Source organism: Xanthomonas sp. WHRI 1810A, assembly GCF_040202885.1.
Lineage (GTDB): Bacteria > Pseudomonadota > Gammaproteobacteria > Pseudomonadales > Pseudomonadaceae > Aquipseudomonas.
Genome location: NZ_JBEGED010000014.1, coordinates 169,783 through 190,676 on the forward strand (window position 1 = coordinate 169,783; position 20,894 = coordinate 190,676).

The window sequence follows — 20,894 nt, forward strand, 5'->3', positions numbered from 1 at the left end:
GCGGCAAAACGGGCTGCTATGCTGCGCCCATGACCCTATTCCCCACCCTCACCCACCTCCTCCCCCGCCTGCGCCAGCCCCCGGTGCGGGACCTGGCGTGGGTGATTCTGTCGCCGCCCATGCTCCATGAAACACCCTGGCCGCAGCGTCATCCGCTCAGCGCCAGCGGCTGGGTGACCGATCCACAGGCGCTAAACGACTTTTTGCTGGCACTGGACACAGACAGCAGCGCCCTCACCCAGGCCCTGTCCGATCCGGTAAACCGTCGGCTTGGCCGTTATTACGAACGGCTCTGGCAGTTCGCGGTGGAACACGCGCCGGGGGTGGAGTTGATCGCCGCCAACCTGCCAATCCGTCTGAACGGGCGAACGCTGGGCGAGCTGGACATGCTGCTGCGGGATCGCGAAGGCGTTCACCACGTTGAGCTGGCCATCAAACTCTATCTCGGACCGCAACACGGGGATGGCACGGACCTGGCTCAGTGGGTCGGCACCGATTCCGATGACCGGCTGGACCGCAAGCTGGCGCACTTGAGCGGGCATCAGTTGCCAATGTCGTCCCGTGAGCAAAGCCGCGATGCCCTGTCAGACTTGGGCGTCGAGCAGCTCAGCGCCGAACTATGGCTGGGCGGTTATCTGTTTTATCCCTGGCCAGGGCACACGTCGTCCCCGGCCGGCATCCATGCCCGTCATCTGCGCGGGCTGTGGCTGCATCGCCGGGACTGGCAAGCGTTCATCGCGCAAAGCGCCGCGGGTCGCTGGCAACCGTTGCCCCGCCCTGCGTGGCTGGCACCGGCGCGTTACGACGAGGCATGGAGCGAAGCGCACCTGCAGCAGTGGTTCAGCGAACTTGAGCCCACGGCCGCCGCGCACTTGATGGTGCGTGTGACGCAAGCCACCGACGGCGTCTGGCACGAGGCCGAGCGGTTGTTCCTGATGCCGGACCTGTGGCCTGACCTCTCTTCAGAGCCAGCCCAACCCATTACCAGCTCAGCCGCCACACCAACGCCGCCAACGTGATCAGCAACACCGGCAGGGTCAGCACGATGCCCACGCGGAAGTAATAGCCCCAGCCAATCGTCACGCCCTTCTTCGCCAGCACGTGCAGCCACAACAAGGTGGCCAGGCTGCCAATCGGGGTGATTTTCGGGCCCAGGTCACTGCCGATGACGTTGGCATAGATCATCGCTTCTTTCACCGGCCCGACCGCGTGACTGGCGTCAATGGACAGCAGCCCGATCAGCACCGTCGGCAGGTTGTTCATCACCGAGGACAGCAAGGCGGTCAGCAGTCCCGTACCCATGGCCGCGCCCCACAGCCCGTACTGGGCGAAGCGATCCAGCAGCGTTGCGAGCCAAGTGGTCAGGCCTTCGTTGCGCAGGCCGTAGACCACCAGGTACATCCCCAGCGAGAAAATCACGATCTGCCACGGCGCATCTTTCATGACCTTGACGGTGTGGATCTTGTGCCCCTTGGCCGCAATCCCCAGCAGGATCGCCGCACACACCGCGGAGATCGCGCTGATCGGAATGCCCAGTGGCTCAAGGGCGAAACAACCGATCAGCAGAATCAACAGCACCCACCAGCCGGCCATGAAGGTCGCGCGGTCTTGAATGGCGGTCGCGGGATCATCCAACTGCGAAGCGTCGAAAGTCTTGGGGATGTCCCGGCGGAAGAACAGCAGCAGCACCGCCAGGGTGGCCGCGACGCTGACGACGTTCACCGGCACCATCACCGAGGCGTAGCGGTTGAAGCCGATGCCGAAGTAATCCGCCGAGACGATGTTCACCAGGTTCGACACCACCAGCGGCAGGCTCGCGGTGTCGGCAATGAACCCGGCTGCCATCACGAACGCCAGGGTGGTGGCCGGGGAAAAGCGCAGCGCCAGCAGCATCGACATCACGATAGGCGTGAGGATCAACGCCGCGCCGTCGTTGGCGAACAGCGCCGACACCAGCGCCCCCAGCAGCACGATGAAGGCAAACAACCGGCGCCCGTTGCCCTTGCCCCAGCGCGCCACGTGCAGCGCGGCCCAGGCGAAAAACCCGGCTTCGTCCAGCAGCAGGCTGATGATGATCAGCGCAATGAAGGTGCCGGTCGCGTTCCAGATGATGTGCCACACCTGGGGAATGTCCGCCAGGTGCACCACGCCGGTCAGCAGCGCCAGCACCGCGCCCAGCGTGGCACTCCAGCCGACGCCGAGGCCCTTGGGTTGCCAGATCACGAGGGTGATGGTGAACAGGAAAATCAGTCCGGCGATGAGCATCAGCGGTGGGTTCTCGGCAACAGGATGGCAAGGATGCCGAGCAACGGCAGAAACGAACACAGCGTGTAGACGTAAATGATGCCGTGAAGGTCCGCCAGGTGGCCCAAAAAGGCTGCCGCGATCCCGCCGAAGCCGAACATCAGGCCGAAGAACACCCCGGCGATCATGCCCACGTTGCCGGGCACCAGTTCCTGGGCAAAGACCACGATGGCCGAAAACGCCGAGGCCAGGATGAAGCCGATGATCACGCTCAGCACGCTGGTCCAGAACAGGTCCGCGTAAGGCAGCGCCAGCGTGAACGGCGCGACGCCGAGGATCGAGAACCAGATCACCGCCTTACGGCCGATCTTGTCGCCAATCGGCCCACCGAAGAACGTCCCCGCCGCGACCGCCGCCAGAAACAGGAACAGGTGCAACTGGGAACTGCCCACCGACACGTCGAATTTTTCGATCAGGTAGAAGGTGAAGTAGCTGGTGAAGCTGGCCATGTAGAAATACTTGGAGAACACCAGCATCGCCAGGACCACCAGGGCCCAGGTCACCCGCCCCTTGGACAGACCGTGGGTCGCGACCCCGCCGCGCTTGAGTTTGAACAGGCTCAGGTGAGTCTTGTACCAGCGGCTGATCGCGTACAGCAGGCAGACCGAGAACAGCGCAACCAGGGCGAAATAAGCGATATGGCCCTGGCCGAACGGGATGATGATCGCCGCCGCCAGCAAGGGTCCGATGGCCTGACCGGTGTTGCCGCCGACCTGAAACGTCGATTGCGCCAGCCCGAATCGCCCGCCCGACGCCAGCCGTGCAATGCGCGAGGCTTCCGGGTGGAACGTCGAGGAGCCAACACCGATCAGCCCCGCCGCCAGCAGGATGAGGGGGAAACTGCCGACGCTGGCCAGCAGCAGAACGCCGGCCAGAATGCACAGCGAGCCCAGCGGCAGGACCAGCGGATTGGGATGGCGGTCGGTGTGGTACCCGACCCAGGGCTGCAGCAGCGAGGCGGTGATTTGAAACGTCAGGGTGATCAGCCCGACCTGGGTGAAGCTCAGGTTGTAACTGGCTTTGAGCATCGGGTAGATCGACGGCAACATGGCCTGGATCAGGTCGTTGAGCAAATGCGCCAGAGCCACCGCGCCGATGATGCGCATGACCAGCGGGCTGGACTGGGGAACGGCGGGCGAAACCGGGCTCGGAGGCGTGCTGCTGACGGCCATGAGGGGACATCCATCAAACGTGAGTGATGAGCGCCGTCAAATGATTGCAAAGTGTTTCTTCGGCGCGGGGGGCGCCAATGTGCCATTTTTTGGGGCGGGAGTGCCATGTTTTGTTGCGGGGGCGGCCGAGAATCCGGGTGACGATGAAGATCTATTGCAGGAGCGCGCGTGACCGCGATTGAGCTGTGCCTGCGACATTCATGTGGCTGACACAGCGCCATCGCGGGCAAGCGCGCTCCTACAGGGGTTTTGCGTCAGGCAACAGACCCTACCGCCCGGCGTGACGTCAACGACCCTTCCACTTCCTGCAACGACACCTTCGACGTCTCCGGCAACGCCAGCCCGCCGGCCAGGGCCAGCAAGGCAATCACGATCAGGTAGAACGCCGGCGACAGGTTGCTGCCGGTGGTGCTGATCAGCCACGTGGCCATCAACGGCGCGGTGCCGCCAAAGATCGTGTACGCCATGTTGTAAGTGATCGCCGAGGCGGTGTACCGCGTGCGGGTCGGGAAGGTCTCCGAGAGCAGCGCCGCCGTTACCACGCCGCAGAGCACGGCGCCGATGGCCAGCAGCATCACGCTGATGATCGAGGCCACGAACGAGCCGGAACTGGCCATCATGAACGAGGGATACACCACCACAATCAGCAGGACGCAGGTGCTGATCACCGTCATCCGCCGCCCCACGCGGTCGGAAAACGCCCCGGCCAGCGGGCAGATCGCGGCGGCGAACACCAGCGCGAGCAGGGAAATCAGCAACGCGGTCGCGCGGCTCAGGCCGCCGGCCACCTGCAGGTACGTGGCGAAATAGGTGGTGAACATGTAGAACGACAATGCCGTCAGCGAGACGAATGCGCCCAGGCAGCAAATGGCCGCGCCGTGGTTGCGCAGGGTTTCCTTGAGCGGCGAATGGGCCACCGCGTGCTCTTCGGTCACGGCCTGGAACGCCGGGGTTTCGTCCAGTTTCCAGCGCAGGTACAAGCCGACCAGTCCCAGGGGCGCCGCAATCAGAAACGGCAGACGCCAGCCCCAACTGGCCATGGCATCAGTGGACAACGAGGCTTCCAGCGCGTAGGCGATGATCGCAGCGGCGGCGAACGCGGAGAACGTCGACACCGGCACAAAGCTGCCGTACCAGGCGCGTTGCGTGCGCGGCGCATGTTCCATCAGGTAGGCGCAGGCCCCGGCGTATTCGCCCCCGGCCGAGAAGCCCTGGGCGCAGCGAATGACGGTCAACAGGATCGGCGCCATGACGCCGATGGCCGCGTAAGTCGGCAGCAGACCAATGATCGTGGTCGCCCCCGCCATCAGCAAAATGGTGAACGCCAGCGTGCGCTTGCGACCGATGCGGTCGCCCAGCATGCCGAAAAAGATCCCGCCCAATGGCCGGAAAGCGAAAGCCACGGCAAACACGGCGAAGGTTTTGAGCAGCGCCGCACTGGCGTCGCCGCTGGGGAAGAACTGTTGGGCAATGGTGGTGGCGAGAAAGCCGTAGACGGCGAAGTCGAACCATTCGACGAAATTGCCGATAGCCGCCGCAACGATGACTTTTTTCAACGTGGCAGGATCGACCTGCTCGATGGCTGCAGTTGTCATGAAAACCTCGGCGCGTGTGGGAAGACCGATTATCGAGATCGGCGCGCAGACGGTTCACACCAAAAGTGCCGCCGACGTGTCCAGAACCGACAGATCGTTGCGTCTGGGCCGCAGGATTCGTGCCAGTGCGTCGTTACATTCCCAGGGCAGCCGCTGAACTGTTGGAGCGAGGCTTGCCCGCGAAGCTCGCTACGCAGTGTGTCAGGTACATCCGGAGTTCAGCTTCGCGGGCAAGCCTCGCTCCAACGATGGATGCGGTGTCGCTGCGAGATCTCCTGCCGTCTCGTCCGTTACGAGAAGGCGCGTTTACCTTGCAACCCACCGGTGTGCACGAAGATCAATCGCGTGCCCTTGACAAACCGCCCCGCCAGCACTTCGTCGTGCAGCGCCAGCAGGGCCTTGCCGGTGTAGAGCGGTTCCAGAGGAATGCCGGTGTGCTGCTCGCAGCGGTGGATGAAGGCCAGCAGGTGCGCATCGGTTTTGGCGAAGCCACCGCGGCTCGCTTCCAGCAGATGACAACCCTGTAGGAGCGCGCTTGCCCGCGATGGCGGTGTGTCAGTCAATGTAGACGTCGCAGACAGACCGATATCGCGGGCAAGCGCGCTCCTACAGTGAGTATGGATGATCGCTGCCACGTTCTCGGACACACCATGCCCCTGCGGCACAGCCATGGCGCCATACACCGCGCGGGTGCCGTCTTCCGCCAGCAGCAACCCGGCCAAGGTGGTGCCCGTCCCCGCCGCCAGCCACCAACCGTGATAATCGCCCCAACCCACTGCGGCCAATTGATCTCGCGCCTGGCGCACGATCCCGGCACAGCCCAACGCACCGTCCAGCCCGCCGCCGCCCTCCGGCACGGGATACAAATGCGGGTAACGCGCGCGCCATGGCCACCAGAAACCCGGCTCGTGCCGCGCCCGGTATCCGCCGTAACCCAGCCAATGCAGCTGCATGCCAAACGCTTGCAGGTCCTCGATGGTGGGGGTGTCGTGCGCATGCCCGCGCAGCAAGCCGACCGTGGGGAAGCCGAACCGCTGGCCGGCCGCGGCCAGGGCATGCAGGTGATTGGAATACGCGCCGCCCAGGCTGATCAGACCGGTGGCGCCTGCTGCTTGCGCCGCTTTCACATGGTGGGTGAGCTTGAACCACTTGTTGCCGGAGATCAGCGGATCGATGAGGTCCAGGCGCAGGATCGCAACCTCGATACCGGCGTCTTCCAGCCACGGCAAAGCGAGAGGTTGCAGCGGGGCGGATCGCAGGGAGAGGCTGGCGGGGAGCATGGGGGATGGTCGGCGGACGAGGGAGGCCGGAGTTTAGCATTGGGTCTGATCCGAGCCCCGATTGAGGCCTTCGCGGGCACGCCTTGCTCCGACAAGAATTGTCGGTGCCGCCGGCCCTGTAGGAGCGCGCTTGCCCGAGATTGAGGTCTGTCTGAGAAGTAGTCCATCAACTGACACACCGCCTTCGCGGGCAAGCGCGCTCCTACAAATGTGGGTGACTGCCTACAACTCCGCCGCCAACCGCGAGCCCTGGTTGATCGCCCGCTTGGCATCCAGCTCGGCCGCGACGTCGGCGCCGCCGATCAGGTGCACGCTTTGCCCGGCGTCTTTCAGACCGTCGTACAACGCGCGCAACGGATCCTGCCCGGCGCAGATCACCACGTTATCCACCGCCAGCAGTTGCGCTTCACCGTTGCCGATGCGGATGTGCAGACCGGCATCATCGATCTTCAGGTACTCGACGCTATTGAGCATCTGCACCCGCTTGTTCTTAAGCCCCGTGCGGTGAATCCAGCCGGTGGTCTTGCCCAGCCCGTCGCCCACTTTCGAGGCCTTGCGCTGCAACAGAAACACCTGACGCGCCGGTGCATGCGGGTGCGGCGTGATCCCCGCCACCCCGCCCCGGGCTTCCAGCGCCTCGTCGATGCCCCACTCTTCCCAGAATGCCGCGCGATCCAGGCTGGTGGACACGCCCTGATGCACCAGGAATTCCGAGACATCGAAACCGATGCCGCCCGCGCCGATCACCGCCACGCTGTGGCCCACCGGCTTGCGCTCAAGGATCACGTCCAGGTAACTCAGGACCTTGGCGTGGTCGATGCCGGGAATCGCAGGCGTGCGCGGCGCAACACCGGTCGCCAGGATGATCTCGTCATACCCGGCGCCTTTCAGATCGTCCACCGACACCCTTGTGTTCAGGCGCAGATCAACCCCGGTGGTTTGCAGCTTGCGGCCGAAATACCGCAGGGTCTCAGAGAACTCTTCCTTGCCCGGCACCCGCTTGGCGATGTTGAACTGGCCGCCGATCTCGTCGGCCGAATCGAACAGTGTCACCTGATGACCGCGCTCGGCGGCCACCGTGGCAGCCGCCAGCCCCGCAGGTCCGGCGCCCACCACGGCGATCTTTTTCACCTGCAGCACCGGCAAGTAGTTGAGTTCGGTTTCATGACAGGCGCGCGGGTTGACCAGGCAACTGGTGAGCTTGCCGCTGAACGTGTGGTCAAGGCACGCCTGGTTGCAGCCGATGCAGGTGTTGATCTCATCGCCGCGCCCGGCGGCAGCCTTGTTGACGAACGCAGGGTCCGCCAGGAAGGGCCGCGCCATGGACACCATGTCGGCGTCGCCTTCGCTGAGAATCCGCTCGGCGACTTCCGGGGTGTTGATGCGGTTGGTGGTGATCAGCGGAATCGACACCGAACCGCGCATCTTCGCCGTGACTTTGGCGAACGCGGCGCGCGGGACTTTGGTGGCGATGGTCGGAATCCGTGCCTCGTGCCAGCCGATCCCGGTGTTGATCAACGTGGCCCCGGCCTTTTCGATGGCCTGGGCCAATTGCACCGCTTCTTCCCAGATGCTGCCGCCCGCGATCAGGTCGAGCATCGACAGCCGATAAATGATGATGAAGTGCGGGCCCACGGCTTCGCGGACCCGGCGCACGATTTCCACCGGCAGACGCATGCGGTTTTCGTAACTGCCGCCCCAGCGGTCGGTGCGGTGGTTGGTGTGCGCGGCAAGGAACTGGTTGATGAAATAGCCTTCGGAGCCCATCACTTCAACGCCGTCGTATTGAGCGTTCTGCGCCAGCAGCGAGCAGGTCACGAAGTCCTGAATCTGTTTCTCGATCCCCGCTTCGTCCAGTTCACGGGGCTTGAACGGGTTGATCGGCGCCTGAATCGCGCTTGGCGCCACCTGTTTGGGGCTGTAGGCGTAACGACCGGCGTGGAGGATCTGCAGGCAGATCTTGCCGCCCGCGTCGTGAACCGCGCGGGTGACGATGCGATGCTGTTCGGCCTCCTCCAGCGTGGTGAGTTTGGCGGCGCCGGCGTACACCCCGCCCTCCTCATTGGGCGCGATCCCGCCGGTGACCATCAGGCCCACGCCACCCCGCGCCCGCTCGGCAAAGTAGGCCGCCATGCGCTCGAAGCCGCCGGGTTTCTCCTCAAGACCGGTGTGCATCGAGCCCATCAAGGTGCGGTTGCGCAAGGTCGTGAAGCCCAGATCAAGCGGGGCCATGAGGTGCGGGTAGTGGGCGGCGGTCATCGAAAGCTCCATCGGACATCATCACGGGGTGCGAGCGCTCTGCGGCACTCGTCAGACTGTTCAGCGGCGGCCATCAGTAAAGACAATAGCCCAACGCATGACGCAGACAGTAAACAGCGCCACGCGCCCGCTCAATGACCGAAAGTGACAGATTGATGATCCGGATGTGCACCGGCTCTCGCCGACCCTGTGGCAGTCAGGCTCCACAGGCCCGTTAGCCTGAGCCTATTTCGCGCCCACCGTCTGGCTGCCCGGCTGAAACATGGCCTCGAACATCGGCTTGTGCGCCGCGTAATACGCCGCTACGGCCTGGTCGGAAGAGGTTTGACGCGCCTGCATCATCAGCGCTTCAAGGTCGGCCTTGGGGATCGAATAGTGTGCAAAGAAGTAAGCCACCTGCGGGAACTGCTGGGTGAAGCCTTTGCGTCCCACGGCGTGGATCTGTTCAGCCGAACCGAAAATCTGTTTGGGGTCGTCCAGGTAACGCAGCGACCACTTGGAGAACATCCAGTGCGGGCTCCAGGCGTTGATCAGCGACCACTGCCCGCGCTTGGTGTTGCGCTCGAACTCATTGAGCATGCCGCTTTCGGACGAGGCCACCAGCTTATAGCCGTCCAGTTTGTATTCTTCCATGGCCTTGACCGTCAGCTTGTACTGACCGTTTCCCACTTCCGAGGTGAGGATCTTGCCCCCCAGTTTCTCCCTGACCTGGGGCTTGTTCAGGTCCTCGACGCTGGCGATTTCGCTGACCGGGATCGAGGTGGGCACTGCCATGCCGATGCGCCCTTCATACAACACGCCGAGGTCTTCGAGCTTGTCCTTGTACTTGTCGTAGAACGCCTTGTGCGTGCTGGGCAGCCAGACCATCGGAATCAGATCGATGTTGCCGTTGGCCAGCGCCTGAAACTGGATGCCGATGTCGGCCATGATCAGTTTGACCGGCTGCTTGAGCTGGTCTTGCAGGGCCGTGGTGGCCAGCTTGACGGTGATCTCGGTGTCCGACCAATTGACCCAGCCGATGCGCACAGGCTGGGGTTCGGCGGCGTGAACCAGCGCAGCGCTGGTGCCGAGCAGCAGGCCCATAAGCCAGGTGCGGGCGTTGGATACCGATCTTGATGCGAGCAAAGAAGGTGCGTTCATGGGGCGTCTCCCGGTTTATAGGACTTCGTCATGGCAGTGACAGGCGTCTTTCGGTGTTTTTTTATTGGGTTCGTAACCGTAACCAGTGCGCAGCCGATCTTATCCACGGATTTTGCCCCAGGCAAGGAAAATGTACACCTGTGTCTCAGTGATTGACACCGATGTACAGTTATCCTAATTTCGTCATCACCGAGCCTGATGAAGCCCTTTCCATGGAGCGCCCAGCATGTCCAGCGATCCCCTGCTGCAGCCGTATACGATCAAGCACCTGACGCTCAGAAACCGGATCATGACCACGTCCCATGAACCGGCGTACCCAGTGGACGGCATGCCCCAGGATTTGTATCGCGCCTACCACGTCGAACGTGCCAAGGCCGGCGTTGCGCTGACCATGACCGCCGGTTCCGCCTCGGTTTCGCGGGACAGTCCGCCGGTGTTCAACAACGTCCTGGCGTACAAGGACGAGGTGGTGAAGTGGATGAAGGACCTGACCGACGAATGCCATGATCACGGCGCGGCGGTGATGATCCAGCTCACCCACCTGGGGCGGCGTACCCGCTGGGACAAGGGCGATTGGCTGCCCGTGGTGTCTCCATCCCACCGCCGGGAAGCCTCGCACCGCTCTTTTCCGAAAAAGATGGAAGCCTGGGACATCGAACGGATCATCCAGGACTACATCGATGCGGCCGAGCGCATGAAAGCCGCGGGCCTCGATGGCCTTGAGCTGCAGGCTTACGGGCATTTGATGGATCAATTCTGGTCACCGTTGACCAACGACCTGGACGGCCCCTATGGCGGCTCGCTGGAAAACCGCATGCGCTTCACCTTCGACGTCCTGCGTGGCATTCGCCAGCGGGTGGGCGAAGACTTTCTGCTGGGGGTGCGCTACACCGGGGACGAAGCATTGCCCGGTGGTTTCACGGCTGACGAAGGCATGCAGGTCTCCCACATGCTCAAGAACAGCGGTCTGGTGGATTTCCTGAACGTGGTGCGCGGCCACATCGACACCGATGCCGGCCTGACCGATGTCATCCCGATCCAGGGCATGCGTAATTCACCGCACCTGGACTTCGCCGGAGAGATCCGTGCATCTACCGGCTTTCCGACCTTCCACGCGGCCAAGATCCCCGACGTGGCCACCGCCCGTCACGCCATCGCCTCCGGCAAGATCGACATGGTGGGCATGACCCGCGCGCACATGACCGACCCGCACATCGTGCGCAAGATCATCGAGAAGCGTGAAGAAGACATTCGCCCCTGTGTCGGCGCCAATTACTGCCTGGACCGGATCTATCAGGGCGGCGCGGCGTACTGCATCCACAACGCGGCCACGGGCCGTGAAACCACCATGCCCCACGACATCGCCCCGGCGGCGATGAAACGCAAAGTGCTGGTAATCGGCACCGGGCCCGCAGGATTGGAAGCCGCGCGGGTTGCGGGGGAACGCGGTCACGACGTGACGGTGCTGGAGGCCGCCGACAAACCGGGCGGCCAGATCCGCCTGACCGCCCTCAGCGAGCGGCGCCGGGAGATGATCAGCATCATCGACTGGCGCATGGCGCAGTGCGAACGCCTGGGGGTCACGTTTCATTTCAATACCTGGGCCGAGGCCGAGACGGTGCTGGCCCATGAGCCGGACGTGGTGATCGTCGCCACCGGCGGGCTGCCGGACACCGACGTACTGAGCCAGGGCAATGAACTGGTGGTGTCGACGTGGGACATCATCTCCGGCGACGTGAAGCCCGGGCGCAATGTGCTGATCTTCGACGATGCCGGCGATCACGCCGCGCTGCAGGCGGCTGAAGTGATTGCCCGCAGCGGCGCCACCGTGGAAATCGTCACCCCCGACCGCTCGTTCGCGCCCGAGGTAATGGCGATGAACCTGGTGCCCTACATGCGCAGCCTGCAAGGGCTGGACGTGACCTTCACGGTGACCTTCCGGGTCGACGCCGTGCAAAGGCGCGACGGCAAGCTGGCCGCGACCCTGGGCAGTGACTATGGCGTGGTCCACAAGGAGCGCATCGTCGATCAGGTGGTGGTCAACCACGGCACCTTGCCACTGGACGACCTGTACTTCGAGCTGCGACCGCTGTCGAGCAACGGCGGCGCGGTGGAGCAGCACGACCTGATCGCGGGCCATGCGCAGCACCTCGTCACCCACCCTGAAGGACGCTTCCAGCTGTTCCGGATTGGCGATGCAGTGGCCGCGCGCAACACCCATGCGGCAATCTACGATGCGCTGCGCTTGCTCAAGGACCTTTGAATCACGCGGCTTGAACAGGCCTGCACTGCCCGCTTTCCCTTGAGCGACGCAGGCCTTGCGCCGAGCGATTCACATCCCGCGCCGGGCCACGGCGGCACCCGCCTGCAACGCCTGGCCGATCATTGATTCGAAATCCTGATCGGCCATCGACTGCAGGGCAGCGGCCGTCACCCCACGGTACGCCATCAAGGTGTCGAGCATCTGCTGCGGGTCGTGAGTGGCCAGCATCTCGCCGCCGCCGACGATGACCGCGTGGGCGGCCTGTCGCGCGATGTCTTCGGGAATTCCCGCCGCCACGGCCTGATGGGCCAGCGCGGTGTACAGCAGCGCCGGGAATGCCGGGCCGGTGCCCGAGAGCGCGCTGAGGTAATCGATGCACGGTTCATCCGGCACCTCGCCGGCTGTGCCGACGCATTCGAACAGGCGCTGAATCCAGTCGCGTTCCGGGTCGGAAAGCTCGCCGGCGACGTACCACGGGGTAAACGAGCGGCGAATGCCCACTGCCGCATTCGGCATCGCCCGGACCACCACCCGCGCCCCGGTTCGCGCGCTGATCGTAGCGGCGGACACCCCGGCCATCAGTGAAATGACCGTCTTGCCCCGGGCGTCGATGTCGAGCGCCGGAAACTGCTCGGGACGAATGGACAGCATCACCACGTCGCAGAGTCCGACCAACTCCCGGTTGTCCACGACCTGTCGCACGCCCGGCGCGAAATCCGAGCCGCCCGAGCGGTTGGACACCATCAGCCCGGCCGGCGCGAGGACACCGGCGTCCAGCACTGCCTGGGCAATGGCGCGCCCCAGCCAGCCGGTGCCACCGATGATCCCCAGGGTGTCATAGTGCATCGGACGCGGCCCCTTCGAAGGTGTCGACCAGTGAAACGAACACGCCGGGTTCCTGTTCGGCGTAACCGAATTTGCCAAAGAACCGGTCCAGTTCGCGACGCTTGGGTACTTTGCCGGTGAAGACGCTGACGTACTGCGCAATGCGCCGGAATCGCACCACGGTGTCTTCGTGGGTGCGCATGGAAATGTAGCCGATTTGCGTGAGATAGAGGGTCCGGGCGCGCACGTCGGCGGCGTCGGCGTCGTACCCGAAGCGACGAAACATGGCGGCGAGGGCCGAGATGCGCGCCTCGTCGGCCAGGGCCACTTGCGCGACCACCTCCTCCGATTGCAGGGCCCAGCTGCGCACCGCGAACTCGAACTCGGAATCAAACACGTCCGGATTCAGCCAGCACTCGAAGACGTTGAGGATCGCCTCGGAAATGCTCTCGGCGTAACTCTCGCTTTGGCTGACCATGCCCCCGGTGTTCTTGTCCCGCCAGCGCGCCAGCAGCGCGGCGAGCAGTTGTTCGCGGTCCTCGAAGAACCAGTAGAAACTGGTCCGCGACAGGTTGAGCCGCTTGGCCAGTGGCATCACCCGCACCGCGTCGATGCCGGATTCCTTCAAGGCGTCGTAGGCCGCTTCCAGCCAACCTTCGACGGAGCCGCGCCAGCCCGCGTCCTGGGTTTTCGTACGTGCCTTGCCCGTTTGCGACATCCGCGGTTTCTCTGATCAACTCACAATGGCGTCCACTGTACACGCCGGGTTCTGTGACGTACACGCGGTGTACACCGACGTACATTCTTCGGCGCTCTGCTGCAGGAGGGGCGCAGTGCGTGACGCAAGCGGTTCCTCCCCGGTCAGTGATCGACCTGTAAGCCTTGATTTTCCATAGCCTTGATGCCGATGGACGTGCAAACTCGTGTCTTTGAATCGACGGCAGCGTTCAGTTCCACATGCGTAAATTTCTCGGCTTGTCCACCGCGTTGCTGCTAGTGATCCTCTTGGTCAGCTACGGCCTGTGGACCGGCAAGCGTCACGCCGGCCACTACCTGGCCGATCTGCGCATCCAGTTGGTGATCAACGACGGTCAACCGGGGGATCGCGGCAACCTGCTGGGCATCGAGCCTGAGCTGTTCCCCTCCGATTACCAGAGCCTTGCGCGCCTGCACCGCAAGTTCGCGGCGTACCTGCAGCAAGCGCGGGACCAGGGGCTGATCAACGATAAAACCGTCGTCGTGCTGCCCGAGCACGTGGGCACCTGGCTGTTTGCGGTGGATGAAAAATCCCAGTTCTATCAATCCACCACCGTCGATGAAGCGTTGAACTGGCTGGCGGTCAGCAACCCCCTGGCATTCGTCAGCGCCCTGCTGCATGCCAAGGGCGAGCACCGGCTCGATGACGCGCGCTTCCGGATGAAAGCGGCCAGCATGGCCCGGGACTACCAGCGGGTATTCGGCGGTCTGGCCAAAGAATTCGGCGTGACGTTGGTGGCAGGCTCCATCGTGCTGCCCGCCCCGGCTGTGGAAAACGGCCAACTGCAGATCGGCAGCGGCGCGCTGTACAACTGCAGCGTGGCGTTCGGCCGGGACGGCTTGCCCATCGGTCAGCCGCAGCGCCAGTTGTTCCCGGTGAATTATCAGCGCGGTTATATCCGCTCGGGCAAGGACGCGCCGCTCAACGTGATCGACACCCCGGCCGGGCGCCTGGGCACGCTGATCGGCAGTGACAGCTGGTACCCGCGCAATTACGCACGGCTTAACGAAAACGGCGCGGCACTGATTGCGGTCCCGGCGTTCGTGGTCGGCCGTGGCGCGTGGTCGCAACCCTGGCGCGCCGACAACCTGGCCGATGAACTGGGTGTCGAACCGGCCCCGCTCACCGAAGGCGAAGCCTGGCGCCGCCTGACCCTGGCGCCGGTCAACGCTGCGCAGGCGGGGATCAGCGTGTTCATGCGCGGCCAGTTCTGGGACCAGGGCAGCGCCGGGCACAGTTTTGCCAACCGCAGCGGTCGAAGCATCGCCGAACAGTCGGCCCTCGCCACCCCCAAGGGCGTCAAGCCGGGGCATGGCGCGCAGTTGATCAACCTGTGGTTATGACGCGATGACGGCAACGCGGATGCGTCTGGGTGATTTGTCAGTGGGCTTCGTTCACAGCCTGGCGGATGCCGTGCTCAGTCTCGGCCAGGACCCGGCGCCATTGCTCGCACAGTACGGGCTGGATGAGGCGCGGCTTGGCGAGGCCGGGGCCAGGCTGTCGATCCCGCGCTACATGCGCCTGGGGCATTCGGCCATCCAGCTGACCGGGGAACCTGCGCTGGGGTTGCGCATGGGCCAGGTGAGCCGGATCAGTCAGGCGGGGCTCGCCGGTGTCGCCGCCGCCCAGGCCCCCACCGTGCGGGAAGCGGCACGCACGTTGATCCGTTTCGAAGCGCTGTACGGCTCCAACTACCGCGGGCACTCGAGCTTTCACGAAGAGGCCGACGGCGCATGGCTGCGCTTCTATTCCATCAGCCCCTACAACGACTACAACCGCTTCGTGGTGGATTCGATTCTCAGCAGCTGGCTGCAGCAGTTATCCGCCGTGGCCGGCAGCGCCTTGCGCGCAGAACAGATCGACATCGAGTTCGAGGCGCCCGCCTACGCCGCGCAGTACGCGCCCTTGAGCGAGCATCCGGTGAACTTTGGGGCCGGCGTCAATCAGTTGCGCCTGAGCCAACTCAGCCTGGGGCTGCGCAACCCGGAGCATTGCCCGAGCACCTGGCGACATCTGGTGCTGCTGTGCGAACGGGAACTGGAACAGCTGACCCGCACCCGCAGCCTGCGCGAACGCATCACCGGGTTGCTGGGGCCGTTATTGAATGGAGGGCGCGAGCCCGGCCTGGAGGAAGTGGCGGCGCGTTTGAAACTGCCGACCTGGACGTTGCGCCGCAAACTGGCCGACGAAGGGACGCGCTTTCGGGCGATTCTGAATGACACCCGCCGCGACCTGGCCATGACCTACATCCGCGACACGGAACTGGCGTTCGGCGAGATCGCCTATCTGTTGGGATTCGCGTCGGCGGAAGCCTTCCAGCGCGCCTTCAAACGCTGGAACGGCCAGACCCCAGGGGAGTTTCGTCGCAGCCAGCGTCTGACCCCCTGAGCTGTTTTCCTACAGCTCGGTGGCGTCATCCGCCGGTTCGACAGGGTCCAGTTCGTACGCTTTGTAGTCCAGAAGCTCTTCTTGATACTCGTCCATAACGCATGCCCTCGTGGCGGGTTTCTTCGTTTCGTCTGGCCACACTCTAGAGCGCCCTGATGACGGAAAAATGAAGGCGCGCTGCAAACCTGTAGGAGCGCGCTTGCCCGCGATAGCATGCCGGTGCCCCTTTGTGGGAGGGAGCTGGCTCGCGATTGTCCCTTGCATCCGACACCTGTTTCTCGCGCCAGCCACCCCCATCGCGAGCAAGCGCCCTCCCACGATGCTTGACGTCCCAACACCAATCGCATTACCTTCAGCCCATGAACGTAACCAAGCATTTCGTCAGCCGCCTCATTATTACCGCCATTCCAGTCATGGCGGGTTAGCCGACGTTTGCACCCAACCCGCCCTCGAGGCGGGTTTTTTCTTTCTGTCTCCGGGGCCACATTCGAACCAGGAGCCAGACATGACTTTTATCCGCCCTTCCCTCGCCGCTGTTTGCCTGAACCTGCTCAAGTGCGAGCGTTTCACGGGGCCGACGCGATGAACCACGTGCTCGACACTGCGGCAGCCGCTGGCGATCTGCTCAATCATTACGCTCGAAAAGTCCTCACCTCCCGCGTCTACGACGTCGCCGTGGAAACCCCGCTGCACGGTGCGCGGCAACTGTCCGAGCGCCTTGGCAATCAGGTCCTGCTCAAGCGCGAAGACCTGCAGCCGGTGTTTTCCTTCAAGATCCGCGGCGCGTACAACAAGCTGGCGCAACTGAGCGCCGAAGAGCTTGCCAGGGGCGTGGTCACCGCCTCGGCGGGCAATCACGCGCAAGGGCTGGCGCTGGCGGCCAAGACGCTGGGCGTGATGGCCACCATCGTGATGCCCAAGACCACGCCGGAGATCAAGGTCGAAGGCGTGCGCTCCCGGGGTGGCATCGTCGTGCTGCACGGTGACTCTTTCCCCGAGGCCTTGGCGTTTTCCCTGAAGCTGGTTGAGGAAAAAGGCTACGTCTACGTTCATCCCTACGACGACCCTGACACCATCGCCGGGCAAGGCACGGTGGCCATGGAAATCCTGCGTCAGCACCCGGGGCCGCTGGACGCGATCTTCGTGCCGGTGGGCGGCGGCGGGCTGATTGCGGGGATCGCGGCGTACGTTAAATACCTGCGCCCGGAGATCAAGGTGATCGGCGTCGAGCCGGACGATTCCAACTGCCTGCAACAGGCCATGGCCTACGGTGAGCGAGTCGTGCTGCAACAGGTCGGGCTGTTCGCCGACGGCGTGGCGGTGGCGCAGATCGGCAAGCACACCTTCGACATCTGCCAGCACTACGTCGACGAAGTGATCACGGTCAGCACCGACGAAATCTGCGCAGCGATCAAGGACATCTACGACGACACCCGCTCGATCACCGAGCCGGCCGGCGCGCTGGGCGTGGCCGGGATCAAGAAGTACACCGAGCAATACGAAGTGACCGGGCAGACCTTCGTCGCCATCGATTCGGGGGCCAACGTCAACTTTGACCGCTTGCGCCACGTCGCCGAGCGCGCCGAACTGGGCGAAGGCCGCGAAGCCATCATCGCGGTGACCATTCCCGAGCAGCCGGGCAGCTTCAAGGCCTTCTGCGAGGCCATCGGCAAACGCCAGATCACCGAATTCAACTACCGTTACCACACCGACCGTGAGGCGCACATCTTCGTCGGCGTGCAGACCCACCCGGACACCGACCCGCGCAAGGCGCTGATTGCGAGCCTCACAGAACAAGGTTTTCCCGTGCTGGACCTGACTGACAACGAATTGGCCAAGCTGCATTTGCGGCACATGGTGGGCGGGCATGCGGAGCGGGTCAGTGACGAGATGGTATTCCGCTTCGAGTTCCCGGAACGGCCGGGGGCGTTGTTCAATTTCCTGAACAAGCTGGGTGGGCAATGGAATATCTCGATGTTCCACTACCGCAACCACGGCGCGGCGGACGGTCGGGTGGTGGCAGGATTGGTGGTGCCCGAAGACGAACGGCACCTGGTGCCGGCGGCGCTGGCGGAGATCGGGTATCCGTATTGGGACGAAACCAACAACCCGGCCTACAAACTGTTTCTCGGCTGACGGGAACTGTCGGACGTTGATGCGCTACGCGAAACCTGTAGGAGCGCGCTTGCCCGCGATTGCGGTGTATCAGATACCTTTAAGGCGACTGACACACCGTCATCGCGGGCAAGCGCGCTCCTACAGATCATGCGTATTTGCAAGACGGGGCGAACGCTATTCCGCGTTTACTGAACCGGTGCCGTTTCCGTAGACGGCGCGGAGCTTGGCGCGGGTTCAACCGCAGGCGCTGGCGTCGGCTCAGGCGTGGCAGCCTCAGGCTGGAACGGGTCGGGCTCGCTCGGCGCGGGCATTGGCTCGCTGCTTTGAACGCCCGTGGATGCAGGTTCTGTCGCCGGGGTGGCCAGCGGTGCCGGGCTGACCGGTGGGGTCGCGGCTGCAGGAGCTTGCGCGGCTGGCGCTTGAGCCGCAGGCGCTGTCGGCGCTGGTGTCTGCTCGTTCAAGGCCGCGGGCTTCAGTGCCTGGGCCGGCGCTTCCGGCATACCCAGGTCCGTCTTGGGTTTCTCTTCGATGTGCGCGGTTTTTTTCACTTCCGGCGGAAGGAAATTCTCTACCAGCGCAAAGAAGCGGTCGTAAAACTTGGGCGATGCCACGGTTTCACTGCCGACCTTGACCATCGAATCGTCGGTCGAGCCGATCGGCATGGACACCGAGCCCAGCACACCCACCCCCAGACTCGCCGAATTGTTCACCTTCTTCAGTGCGTAGCGGTCCTGCAGGGCGTTGGCGAACATCGTGGCGCTGTTGTCGTTGCCGTCTGCCGCGCACACCACATTGAAACTGATCTCCATGTGGGTTTCGCCGGTCTGCTGGAAGCTTTTGTGACCGCTGATGATCTTCGGATCGCTGCTGGTGATGATGTAACCCTGGCTCAGCAAGGCGCGCCGTGCTGCCTCGCACGTAGCGGAATCAGCCACCGGGTATTTGCGCGAGAATGTCCCGGCGTCGTCGAAATTTTCATGCTCGTAGACCGTCTGCTTCTTGGACGAGCAGCCTGCAGCGGCCAGCAGGGCAATCGCCCAGCATGCGGTACGAAAGCTCAGTAATTTAGACATCGAACATCCTGAAAGAAAACGGCCGGCAGAACTGCCAGGCAGAGAAAACGCCGGTAAGTCTGCAACATCGACCGCGCAGGATCAACGCACAGTTTGCAACCATCCGGATACACCATGACGGGCGGGAGGGCATCGGCGCCGCCCCGCCGCGCCCGTCATGCATGGGGAACGTCAAACGCTGCCGTGCTCCAGACGCACCCCGAGAAACTCCAGCGCGCGCCAGTAACCCGGGTAGGTTTTGGCCACGCAGTCCGGGTCCTGGATGCGCACACCCGACACCTTCAGCCCCGCCAGCGCAAAGCACATGGCAATCCGGTGGTCTGAATGGGTGTTGATCAGCGCGTGGGAATGGGTGCCCGCCAGTCCTGGGTCCGCCGCCACCAGCAGGTCATCCCCTTCGACGCTGGCCAGCCCTGCGCGCACCTGGTTCAAGCCGTCGTACAGCGCCTGGACACGGTCACATTCCTTGACCCGCAGGTTGGCCAGATCGACAAAGCGCACCGGCGTCTCGTTGAAGGCCGCCAAGACGGCGAGCGTAGGAATGGCGTCCTGCATCTGCGAGCCATTGATCACCGCCGGCATGTGCGGAAATTGCGCGATGATCTCCATCGCACTGGCGTCAGGCTGGGTGAACGCGTCGGCGGCAACGCCCAGATCGATTTTGCCGCCGGTCAACGCTTCGGCGGCCCACAGGTAGGTGGCAGCCGAGGCGTCGGGCTCAATGTGGTAATCGCAGGCGGTGTAACCGGTGGGCAGCACGCGCCACAAGCCGTCGCCGACGATCTCGACCTGAGCACCGAACGCGCGCATGCAGGCCAGCGTGAGGTCGACGTAACCGCGAGCACCGATGTCCTTGCCGGTCAGTGCCACTTCGATGGGTGCGTCGCCACAGGCGGCCACCATCAACAGGGCCGAAACGTACTGGCTGGACAGCCCGCCATCGATTTCAAAGCGGTTCGCCTTGAGGGTGCCCGCCCCATCAATCACCACAGGCGGGCAGCCGGTGGGGCTTTCAGCGCTCAGTCCGCCCTTGCGCAGGGCTTCGAGCAAAGGACCAATGGGGCGTTTCTGCATGTAGTGGTCACCGTCCAGCGTGACACGGCCCTGCACGGTGCAGACGGCTGCGGTCAGAAAACGCACGGCAGTACCGGCGTTGCCGAGAAACAGCGGCTCGCTTGGGACCTGCAGTTGGCCGGTGCTGGTGACGACAAAGCTGGTGTCGTCCGGCTCGTCGATGGTCACGCCCATCTGCCGCAGCGCGTTGGACATGTGCCGGGTGTCGTCACTTTTCAGCGCGCCGCGCAGATGGCTGGTGCCTTTGGCCAACGCGGCCAGCAGCAGTGCGCGGTTGGTGATTGATTTCGAGCCGGGGGGCGTCACATGCCCGGTCAAGGGTACGCCTGGCGGAATCACAGTGATGGTTTGGTTCATGCCCATTGTCCAGCTCTCCAAAAACGAAAATCAGGCAGCGTGCCGAGCCGCTTTAACAGCCGGCAATCATGTCACTTCTCGACGGCGTCTGCAGCAAGGCATCGCGCCAGCCTCGACAACGACCTCGACACAGCGGAATCGCAGGCACAAAAAAAGCGACCCGGAGGTCGCTTTCTTTGTCGCATCAAGGAGTTCAAGGCCTTGAGGCTGTGTATGGCGCAGCGGACGGGACTCGAACCCGCGACCCCCGGCGTGACAGGCCGGTATTCTAACCGACTGAACTACCGCT

Annotated in this window: 15 protein-coding genes; 5 read left to right on the forward strand and 10 right to left on the reverse strand. The window is 63.8% G+C overall.

The genetic code is table 11. The features are described from left to right. Positions 1–29: 29 nt before the first annotated feature. Positions 30–1,019: a DUF1853 family protein gene (locus tag ABQX22_RS20200; RefSeq protein ID WP_349801619.1), complete on the forward strand. Its 990-nt coding sequence runs from the start codon at positions 30–32 to the stop codon at positions 1,017–1,019. Here the strand turns inward: ABQX22_RS20200 and ABQX22_RS20205 are convergent. The 6 genes from ABQX22_RS20205 to ABQX22_RS20230 all read right to left on the reverse strand — a co-directional run bounded on the left by ABQX22_RS20205 (position 982) and on the right by ABQX22_RS20230 (position 9,750). Further along, on the reverse strand, positions 982–2,265 hold the full coding sequence (locus ABQX22_RS20205) for an arsenic transporter (protein WP_349801620.1): 1,284 nt from the start codon (positions 2,263–2,265) through the stop codon (positions 982–984). The genes ABQX22_RS20200 and ABQX22_RS20205 overlap by 38 nt on opposite strands. Next, the gene (locus ABQX22_RS20210) at positions 2,265–3,476 is read right to left on the reverse strand and encodes an MFS transporter (protein WP_349801621.1); all 1,212 of its coding nucleotides are present in this window, start codon (positions 3,474–3,476) and stop codon (positions 2,265–2,267) included. The genes ABQX22_RS20205 and ABQX22_RS20210 overlap by 1 nt, the downstream gene beginning before the upstream one ends. A 254-nt stretch (positions 3,477–3,730) precedes the next feature. Next, complete coding sequence (locus ABQX22_RS20215) at positions 3,731–5,071, reverse strand: MFS transporter (protein ID WP_349801622.1); 1,341 nt, start codon at positions 5,069–5,071, stop codon at positions 3,731–3,733. Positions 5,072–5,361: 290 nt separating this feature from the next. Continuing rightward, positions 5,362–6,351 (reverse strand): 1-aminocyclopropane-1-carboxylate deaminase/D-cysteine desulfhydrase, encoded by a 990-nt coding sequence (locus ABQX22_RS20220; protein WP_349801623.1) that lies wholly within the window; start codon positions 6,349–6,351, stop codon positions 5,362–5,364. A 222-nt stretch (positions 6,352–6,573) separates the two neighbouring features. Next, positions 6,574–8,610, reverse strand: coding sequence for an NADPH-dependent 2,4-dienoyl-CoA reductase (locus tag ABQX22_RS20225; RefSeq protein ID WP_349801624.1), 2,037 nt, complete (start codon positions 8,608–8,610; stop codon positions 6,574–6,576). 225 nt (positions 8,611–8,835) lie between these two features. Beyond that, on the reverse strand, positions 8,836–9,750 hold the full coding sequence (locus tag ABQX22_RS20230; RefSeq protein WP_349801625.1) for a glycine betaine ABC transporter substrate-binding protein: 915 nt from the start codon (positions 9,748–9,750) through the stop codon (positions 8,836–8,838). 226 nt (positions 9,751–9,976) lie between these two features. Here ABQX22_RS20230 and ABQX22_RS20235 point away from each other — a divergent pair, with 226 nt between their 5' ends. Continuing rightward, positions 9,977–12,013 carry an NADH:flavin oxidoreductase gene (locus ABQX22_RS20235; RefSeq protein WP_349801626.1) on the forward strand — a complete coding sequence of 679 codons (2,037 nt, stop codon included), beginning with the start codon at positions 9,977–9,979 and terminating at the stop codon, positions 12,011–12,013. A 69-nt stretch (positions 12,014–12,082) separates the two neighbouring features. Here ABQX22_RS20235 and ABQX22_RS20240 read toward each other — a convergent pair whose 3' ends face one another. Both ABQX22_RS20240 and ABQX22_RS20245 read right to left on the reverse strand, forming a co-directional pair. Further along, complete coding sequence (locus ABQX22_RS20240; RefSeq protein WP_349801627.1) at positions 12,083–12,859, reverse strand: pyrroline-5-carboxylate reductase family protein; 777 nt, start codon at positions 12,857–12,859, stop codon at positions 12,083–12,085. After that, positions 12,849–13,556 carry a TetR/AcrR family transcriptional regulator gene (locus ABQX22_RS20245; RefSeq protein ID WP_349801628.1) on the reverse strand — a complete coding sequence of 236 codons (708 nt, stop codon included), beginning with the start codon at positions 13,554–13,556 and terminating at the stop codon, positions 12,849–12,851. Before ABQX22_RS20245 ends, ABQX22_RS20240 begins: the two co-directional genes overlap by 11 nt. Before the next feature lie 239 nt (positions 13,557–13,795). Between ABQX22_RS20245 and ABQX22_RS20250 the strand changes: the two genes are divergently transcribed. The 3 genes from ABQX22_RS20250 to ilvA all read left to right on the forward strand — a co-directional run bounded on the left by ABQX22_RS20250 (position 13,796) and on the right by ilvA (position 18,119). Continuing rightward, positions 13,796–14,938, forward strand: coding sequence for a nitrilase-related carbon-nitrogen hydrolase (locus tag ABQX22_RS20250; RefSeq protein WP_349801629.1), 1,143 nt, complete (start codon positions 13,796–13,798; stop codon positions 14,936–14,938). A gap of 19 nt (positions 14,939–14,957) precedes the next feature. After that, positions 14,958–15,983 carry an AraC family transcriptional regulator gene (locus ABQX22_RS20255; protein WP_349801630.1) on the forward strand — a complete coding sequence of 342 codons (1,026 nt, stop codon included), beginning with the start codon at positions 14,958–14,960 and terminating at the stop codon, positions 15,981–15,983. Positions 15,984–16,565: 582 nt separating this feature from the next. Further along, positions 16,566–18,119, forward strand: a complete 1,554-nt coding sequence (gene ilvA / locus ABQX22_RS20260) for a threonine ammonia-lyase, biosynthetic (RefSeq protein ID WP_349801631.1) — start codon at positions 16,566–16,568, stop codon at positions 18,117–18,119. A gap of 167 nt (positions 18,120–18,286) precedes the next feature. Here ilvA and ABQX22_RS20265 read toward each other — a convergent pair whose 3' ends face one another. Next, entirely contained in the window at positions 18,287–19,174 is an 888-nt protein-coding gene (locus ABQX22_RS20265; protein ID WP_349801632.1) for a DUF2242 domain-containing protein, read from the reverse strand. A gap of 171 nt (positions 19,175–19,345) precedes the next feature. After that, entirely contained in the window at positions 19,346–20,605 is a 1,260-nt protein-coding gene (locus ABQX22_RS20270; protein ID WP_349801633.1) for a 3-phosphoshikimate 1-carboxyvinyltransferase, read from the reverse strand. Between the last annotated feature and the right edge of the window lie 289 nt (positions 20,606–20,894).